General features: G+C 64.2%; 8 protein-coding genes. 3 read left to right on the top strand and 5 right to left on the bottom strand.

The features are described 5' to 3' along the window. The 4 genes from WAN71_RS20065 to WAN71_RS20050 all read right to left on the bottom strand — a co-directional run. On the bottom strand, window positions 1–601 hold a 601-nt coding region (locus tag WAN71_RS20065), incomplete at its 3' end, for a CoA transferase (RefSeq protein WP_422227002.1). Between the two features lie 16 nt (window positions 602–617). After that, on the bottom strand, window positions 618–1,586 hold the full coding sequence (locus WAN71_RS20060) for an enoyl-CoA hydratase/isomerase family protein (RefSeq protein ID WP_422227001.1): 969 nt from the start codon (window positions 1,584–1,586) through the stop codon (window positions 618–620). Window positions 1,587–1,641: 55 nt separating this feature from the next. After that, window positions 1,642–2,769, bottom strand: coding sequence for a cytochrome P450 (locus WAN71_RS20055; RefSeq protein ID WP_422227004.1), 1,128 nt, complete (start codon window positions 2,767–2,769; stop codon window positions 1,642–1,644). A gap of 271 nt (window positions 2,770–3,040) precedes the next feature. Further along, window positions 3,041–3,724 (bottom strand): TetR/AcrR family transcriptional regulator, encoded by a 684-nt coding sequence (locus WAN71_RS20050; protein ID WP_422227003.1) that lies wholly within the window; start codon window positions 3,722–3,724, stop codon window positions 3,041–3,043. 140 nt (window positions 3,725–3,864) lie between these two features. Between WAN71_RS20050 and WAN71_RS20045 the strand changes: the two genes are divergently transcribed. After that, complete coding sequence (locus WAN71_RS20045) at window positions 3,865–4,428, top strand: hypothetical protein (RefSeq protein ID WP_422227000.1); 564 nt, start codon at window positions 3,865–3,867, stop codon at window positions 4,426–4,428. Window positions 4,429–4,435: 7 nt separating this feature from the next. Here the strand turns inward: WAN71_RS20045 and WAN71_RS20040 are convergent, their stop codons facing one another. Continuing rightward, window positions 4,436–5,182, bottom strand: coding sequence for a class I SAM-dependent methyltransferase (locus WAN71_RS20040; protein WP_422226999.1), 747 nt, complete (start codon window positions 5,180–5,182; stop codon window positions 4,436–4,438). Window positions 5,183–5,312: 130 nt separating this feature from the next. Here WAN71_RS20040 and WAN71_RS20035 point away from each other — a divergent pair, with 130 nt between their 5' ends. Next, complete coding sequence (locus WAN71_RS20035; protein WP_422226998.1) at window positions 5,313–6,308, top strand: GNAT family N-acetyltransferase; 996 nt, start codon at window positions 5,313–5,315, stop codon at window positions 6,306–6,308. 133 nt (window positions 6,309–6,441) lie between these two features. Then, the coding region (locus WAN71_RS20030) for a DUF5642 family protein (protein WP_422226997.1) at window positions 6,442–6,742 on the top strand (301 nt) is incomplete at its 3' end.

The following is a 6,742-nucleotide window of genomic DNA, read 5'->3' as shown; positions in this document are numbered from 1 at the left end:
GGCCGCGCCCACTGTGCAGCTGCCAGAACAGCGATGCGGCTACACACAGTGCCGCGTCGAGCCCGGCTTCGTAGTCGGCGAGGAAACGGCCGGGCCCCTTCAACGGCGGCTTGGCAGGGTCGGCGTGGCTGGGTGTGTGGTAGCCCCATCCGCTGCTGTTGAATACGTTGATGCTCTTGGCATTCTCGAATTCCGGCGGGGCCTGAGCGCCATATGGGGTGATGGAACAGAACACCACGGCGGGGTGCCGGCGCGGAAACTCGGCCGCCGACAAGCCAACCGATTCGGACCAAGACGGTGCGTGATCGTCGACGACCGCATCGGCCGTGGCAATGATCCGGTGCAGCTTCTCGATCTCATCGGCTGAGCTGACGTCGAGTAAGACCGAACGCTTGTTGGTGTTCAGGTAGGCGAACAGTGCGCTGCGCTCGGGCCCGCCGCCATCACCGATGATCGGGGCCATCGCCCGAGTCGGGCTGCCGCAGGGTGGACGTTCGATCTTGATCACCTCGGCGCCGAAGTCCGCGAGTAATTTCCCGCAGTATTCTCCGGCGACCGATTCGGCCAGCTCGACGAGCCTGATACCAGTCAGTGTCGACATGCACTCCCTCGAAACGTCAGGGCTTGTTTCGTCCCGAGCGGCTGAGCCGCCACTCCGGCGGGAAGTTCAGGTCGTTGTCCTTGACGACGTTGTTCAGGCCCTTTTCGAAGGTGCCCTCGGTGAGGTCAACCTCTTGCGCGTCGTTTTGGATCATCGGCAGCATGCCCTCGACCATCCCGGTGAGCAGGCTGCCGAAGTACTCGCCCTTGTGCTGCTTGTAGAGCTCCAGGAACGTCTTCTGCACCGCGACGGTGTCGGTCGGGCGCGACTTCGAGCACGCCAGCGCGTATTTCAGCGTTTCGTCCTCCAGCTTGTCGCGGGGCACGACGCTGTTGATGAAGCCGCACTCGTACATTTCTTTCGCGCTGAACGGACGTCCGGTGAACAGCATTTCGGAGAACTTCCGCAGGCCCATCGTCTCGGCCCACCACCACAGGCGTGGTCCCCAGCCGACGTAGCGGAAGGCGGGATGCCCGAAAAGCGCGTCGTCAGAAGAGATCACCAGATCGGCGTCGCCGGCCTGGTAGAAGTGCCACCCGTAGCAATACCCCTTGGCCTCGATGATGCTGATCTTGCGAAGCTCCTGAAGTGGGCGGTTTCCGGCGCGCGCCTTGGCATAGAAGTCGGTGACGGTGGACAGATAGCGGTATGAGCCGCCGGGCGGGTACTTGACGTCGTCGTCGTTGATGGCGAGTTCATGCAGCAGCGGCAGGCCCGGGTTCTCCAGCATCGGACGCTGCTCGGGCAAGTCCCCGCCGCTGCCGAAGTCTTGCCCCTCGCCACGGATCACCACGACCTTGACGTCGTCGTCGACGTTGCACTTATGGATCAGGTCCGCGTAGTTCTGCCGCATGCCCAGGGTGGTGGAGTTCTGCGCCTCAGGACGATCGAAGGTGATATAGGCGATCCTGTTCTTCTTGTCCTTCTCGAACCTGATGTACTGCTCGGCTTCCTTCTTCAGTTCTTCGTAGTCGTATTCGGGCATTAGTCATCTCCTGCTTAGTTGGTGATTATTTGAGTAAGCTGCCCGCATCGATGCCTCATGGTGTCCGGGCCGGCATCGACTCCCACCCTCGCACCGTCGACGTCGGGCTGAGGCGGGCATTCGGCAGATCGACTTCCCAGTCCGGAAAGCGTGTGAGGATCTCTTCTAGAGCGATTCGGCCTTCTAGGCGTGCCAACGCCGAGCCCAGACAGAAGTGGGTTCCGACGCTGAAGGCCAGGTGCTGATGAGCCGGCCGGTGGATGTTGAATTCCTCGCTGTCCGAACCGAATTGGCGATGGTCGCGGCAGGCGGCGCCGATCAGCATCATCATCACGCTGCCTTCGGGCACCGTTCGATCGTAGAAGCTGATGTCGCGTGTCACATACCGGGCAGCATGCGGGGCCGGTGGTTCGAAGCGCAGCAGTTCCTCGACGGCCTGCGGTATCAGCGCAGGGTTGTCAACCAGTTCGCTGCGCTGATCCGCATGTTCAGCGAGAACCTTTCCGGCCCAACCGATCAGCCGCGTTGTGGTCTCGTTGCCTGCGCCGGCCACCACGTTGAGGTAGATCAGCAATTCGTCGCGGGTCAGTCGGCGGGTGGTGCCGGTCTCGTCGACGAACTCGACGTTGAGCAGTTCGGTCATGATGTCATCAGACGGATGGGTGGCGCGCCAATCAATGTAGGCGGCGAAGACCTCGCCGGTGGCCAAGCCGTGGTCGGCGTTCATAGGTTTGCCGGCTTCGGTGCGCATCTGCGCGTTGGTCTGGTCGCGGATGAATTCCTGGTCGTCTTCCGGGATGCCGAGCAGCATGCTGATGACCTTCATCGGCATCTGGGCTCCCAGATCGGCGACGAAGTCGATGCGTCCTGTTCCGATCAGCGGGTCCAGTGACTGGGCGCAGAATTCGCGTATCTGCGGCTCGAGCGCAGCGATTTTGCGCGGGGTGAACATGCGGGCCAGCAGCTTGCGGTGCACGTCATGGATCGGCGGATCTTCCATGATGAGCAGGCCTGGCGGGATGTCGAGGTTGGCCTTGATCAACTCCAGGATGATGCCCCGCGCTGAACTGAACGTGCCGTGGTCCACCAGGCCCCTGTCGACATCGGCGAACCGGCTCAGCGCGTAGAAGTCATGCTGAGAGTTGTAGTACAACGGCGCCTGCTCGCGCAGTCGGCGGAACATCGGATAGGGGTCGGCGTTGAGGACGACGTCGTAGGGGTCGTAATAGACGTCCTGGACGTCCAAGCCGGTGCTGATCGTCACGAAATCTCGCCTTTCGCTACAACTTCCACACCCAGGTGCGCCGCATGCCGCCAGTGTGTCAGCGTCTGGGGCGGTTCGGGCGATTTGTACTTTCTGCTTAAAAGAACTGTGCTCGCCGGCTCAGGCGCCGGATTAACTCTATTACCGTAGAGAACCATATGCGCCTGTATTTCGGCAAGAACCCGCCGCTTTAGCGGCTTGGCGACGATCGGCCCCGACGTGGCTGCCGCGAGGCGCCGTCGTGGGTGAGCCGTCCCTGCTGCTCGCTGCGCAAGATCCCGGTCACGATGGCCGAAAGGACGCCGTCAAGCCGTTCTGGGCTGTCGATGATCCGATCGCCGTGGGCGAAGCGCAGCAAAAGGCCGTTGATGAACGTCAGCGTGACGTTGCTCAGATCGTCGACGACGGCGGGGTCCAAATCGGCGCCGTGCGGCAGCAGCTGCACAAGGATTTCGTGATGCAGCCTGGTGAATGCGTCGGTGGCGCGCTGCAGGGTTGCGGCAATCGCCGGATCGCGGGTCGCCTGCATGGTCAGCTCATAGCGAGCCTTGGTTCGGCTTAGCTGCGGCTCTTCCCCGGACTGGATGACCAGGTTTGCCAGGGTGGAGGCCGACGCCCCGTCGTCCAGGCCGGCCCGGTCGGCAACCGACTGCAACGCGGCCAGGTCGAGCTCGACCATCCGCTCGGCAACCGCGCGCAGTAATGCTGAGCGGGTGCGGAAGTAGAACGAGGTGGTGCCATCGGGCACGCCGGCGCGTGCGTCGACTTTGAGATGGCTCAGGCCCTTGGCGCCGTCGTCGGCCAGCAGCTGGATCGCTGCATCGCACAGTTCGCGGCGGCGCTGGTCCGGATTCGGCTTGCGTCTCTTTGGTATGGCGGCAGTGTAGCGGCCGGTGACGGGCGATTTTGGTGTCACAGCAGATCTGCGCGGTGTACTAGGTTTTCGTTTCACATCAGGCTACTCTATATTCGTAGTGTCAATCAAATTCGTCAAATCAGTCGAACGGACAGCACGTGGCCGCTCCCGCCAGCCCGCTTACCCAACCGAATAGCCCGCCTGCGCTGCGAGCCGCCACGTCGCCGGGTCGGGCGGCGGAGGACTCCGGCCGGTACCGGCTGCATGTGGTCGCGACCGACATCGCCGATCTGGTCACGTCGATCGGCGGGCTGATTTTCGATCGGGCGATGGCGGGATGGAATGTCACGGTCGCGGTCGACGGCGACCGTGGAGGGGCCATTGACGACCGGCCGATACGGATATTGGGCGCCAGAGTCGCGACCACGGCGGCCGGACCGGATTGCGCGGGAAGTCCGTCCCGGCCACACGTGCTTGCCGTCGCAACCGATGTGTTCGTGGCAAACGAACACCTCCGTCGGCTGGTGCTCGCGACCCGCAAGGGCAATGCGACCGACGTTCTGCTCTGGGGTCGGCGCCATCCGCCGAAGCTGAATTGCAGGTTCGTCCCGGTTCGACACCGGCCGAGCGCCGCCGCGCACGTGTTCAAATCTCATGCCATGGCCGCTCGGGGAGCCTTCGCCGCGGAGCCGACCGAAGAGGGTTTCTACTCGATCGGCTGACCCCCGGTCACCCGGGCTTGCGGGCCGTCACAAACTGCAAGCTGCGTTGGGTCTGCTGCTCGACGTCGACTAGGCCGGCAGAGGTAAAAAGGTCGACGAACGCATGTCGATCGAACATGCGCAGCCCGATGACCCGGGCACCCGCGATCAACGCGTGCCGGACCGGCGCCGATTGCCCGGCGTAGCTGGTGAGTATCGCCACCCGACCGCCCGGCGTGAGCACCCGCACCATCTCGCGGGCCACCTGGAACGGTTCGGGCATCAGATAGAGGGCGCCGAAACAGCAGACGGCGTCGAAAGTTTCATCGCCGAACGGCAGCGTGCCCGCGTCCCCGCGGACGTAACAGGTGCGTGGTCCGCTGTTGTCCAGCACGGCGCGAGTCAACATCGGTTCGGAGATGTCCAATCCGACGGCAAGCCCGCCGTCGGGCAGCTGTTGCGCTAACTTGCCGGTGAAATTACCTGGGCCGCAAGCGATGTCGAGCAACCTATGCGCACCGGACAAACGTAATGCGTCGGCGGCGCGGCGTTGCTCGGCGCCGGTGGTGACACCGCTGGCGACGTAAAACGCGACCGGGCGCCACAGTCGTTCGTAGACGCCCGCCACCAACGGGCTGTTCATCGCGCGCTGGGCGAATGTGGGGACTTGCACCGCCGTTGATTCGCCTAGCACGTCCAGGAAACCGTGCCGCACGGTAGCTCTGCGATCGAGCAGATTGCGGGTTATTGCCAGTGGATCGTCGGTGATGTCCATCCCGTGAGTCTGGACCGGCCGCGACTGAAGTGCGCATCCGGGGCGGGACTTGCCAGACCATCCTTGCTGCGAACCGAACCCAGCCCATAACCTGGCAGCATCGGACGGCGACAGGGGCGGATTAGGCATTGTGACCGAACTGACCGCGCTGCGCGCCGACGAACTGGCCGGATTGGACATCTTCAAGGGATGTCCGCCAGAGGACCTGATGCCGTTGGCGGCGAGCCTGCAACCGCTGCGAGCCGCTGCCTGCCAGGTGCTCATGCAGCAGGGTGAGCAAGCGGTTTCCTTTCTGCTCATCTCGTCGGGTACCGCCGAGATCAAGCACGTCGGCGACGACGACGTGGTGACCGTCGAGCATGTTTCCGCCGGCACGATCGTCGGCGAGATTGCCCTGCTGCGCGACATCCCGCGGACGGCGACCGTGACCACGACCGAGCCGTTGGCCGGCTGGATCGGTGACAACGACGCCTTCGCCCGGATGGTGCACATCCCGGGAATCATGGGCCGGCTGGTGCGCACCGTCCGGCAGCGACTCGCCGCCTTCCTCACGCCGATCCCAGTTCGGATGCGCGACGGAACAGAACTGCTGCTTCGTCCGGTGTTGCCCGGCGACAGCGTGCGAACCATGCAGGGGCACGTCTGGTTCTCCAGCGAGACGCTGTACCGGCGGTTCATGTCACCGCGCGTGCCCAGCCCGGCGCTGATGGACTACTTGGCCGAGGTCGACTACGTCGACCACTTCGTGTGGGTGATGACCGATGAGGAGGGCAACCCGGTCGCCGACGCGCGCTTTGTTCGAGACGATCACGATCCCACCATCGCTGAGATCGCGTTCACCGTCGCGGATGCCTACCAAGGCCGCGGTATCGGTTCCTTCTTGATCGCCGCGCTCTCCGTCGCCGCTCGGGTCGACGGAGTTGAAAAGTTCTCCGGCCGGATGCTCGCCGACAACGTGGCGATGCGGACGATCATGGACCACTATGGCGCTTTCTGGGAGCGCGACGACGTGGGCGTGGTCACCACCGTCATCGACGTGCCCGACCCGCGCGAGATTTCGTTGAGCCGTGACATGACGAATAAGATCAAACACGCTGCGCGCCAAGTTATTCGGGCTGTCGGCTAGCATGCGGCCCTGGGCCGCTGCGGTGGTTGTCGTTGTCCTGCTGCTCGTCTCATGTGCGCACGCACGCCAACCCGCGCCGGCGCCGTCGGGTACCACTCCGGCTCGCCACATCGACCCCGCCAACATCAGACGGGTGGGACGCGAACTGCCGCCTGGCTATGAGGTGACCGCGGTTTCGGGCGAGGCCGCGCCACCGGCGATCTGGGGTCTTGGCGGGAATAGCGCATCGGCCCCTGCGCGCTGCGCGGCGCTGGCCGACCCGGCCGGCGGTCACGGGCAATCCGCTCAAGGCATTTCGGGATCCGGCGCGGGCGGCATCGTGTACGCGGTGATCGCGGCTGCGCCGAGCGGACGGGTTTCGCTGGATCAGTCGCTAGTTACCCAGTGCCGGGCCTGGACCATGACCAGCGGGCGTGCCACCGCGCGCGTTCATC

The sequence above is a fragment of the Mycobacterium sp. genome (assembly GCF_049280035.1).
GTDB lineage: Bacteria > Actinomycetota > Actinomycetes > Mycobacteriales > Mycobacteriaceae > Mycobacterium.
This window is presented reverse-complemented; position numbering and strand designations above follow the sequence as displayed.

Bases quoted from the DNA above. Each gene is read 5' to 3' on its own strand.
- WAN71_RS20060 (WP_422227001.1), bottom strand. From the start codon at position 1,586: ATGCCCGAATACGACTACGAAGAACTGAAGAAGGAAGCCGAGCAGTAC.
- WAN71_RS20055 (WP_422227004.1), bottom strand. From the start codon at position 2,769: ATGTTCCGCCGACTGCGCGAGCAGGCGCCGTTGTACTACAACTCTCAG.
- WAN71_RS20040 (WP_422226999.1), bottom strand. From the start codon at position 5,182: ATGGACATCACCGACGATCCACTGGCAATAACCCGCAATCTGCTCGAT.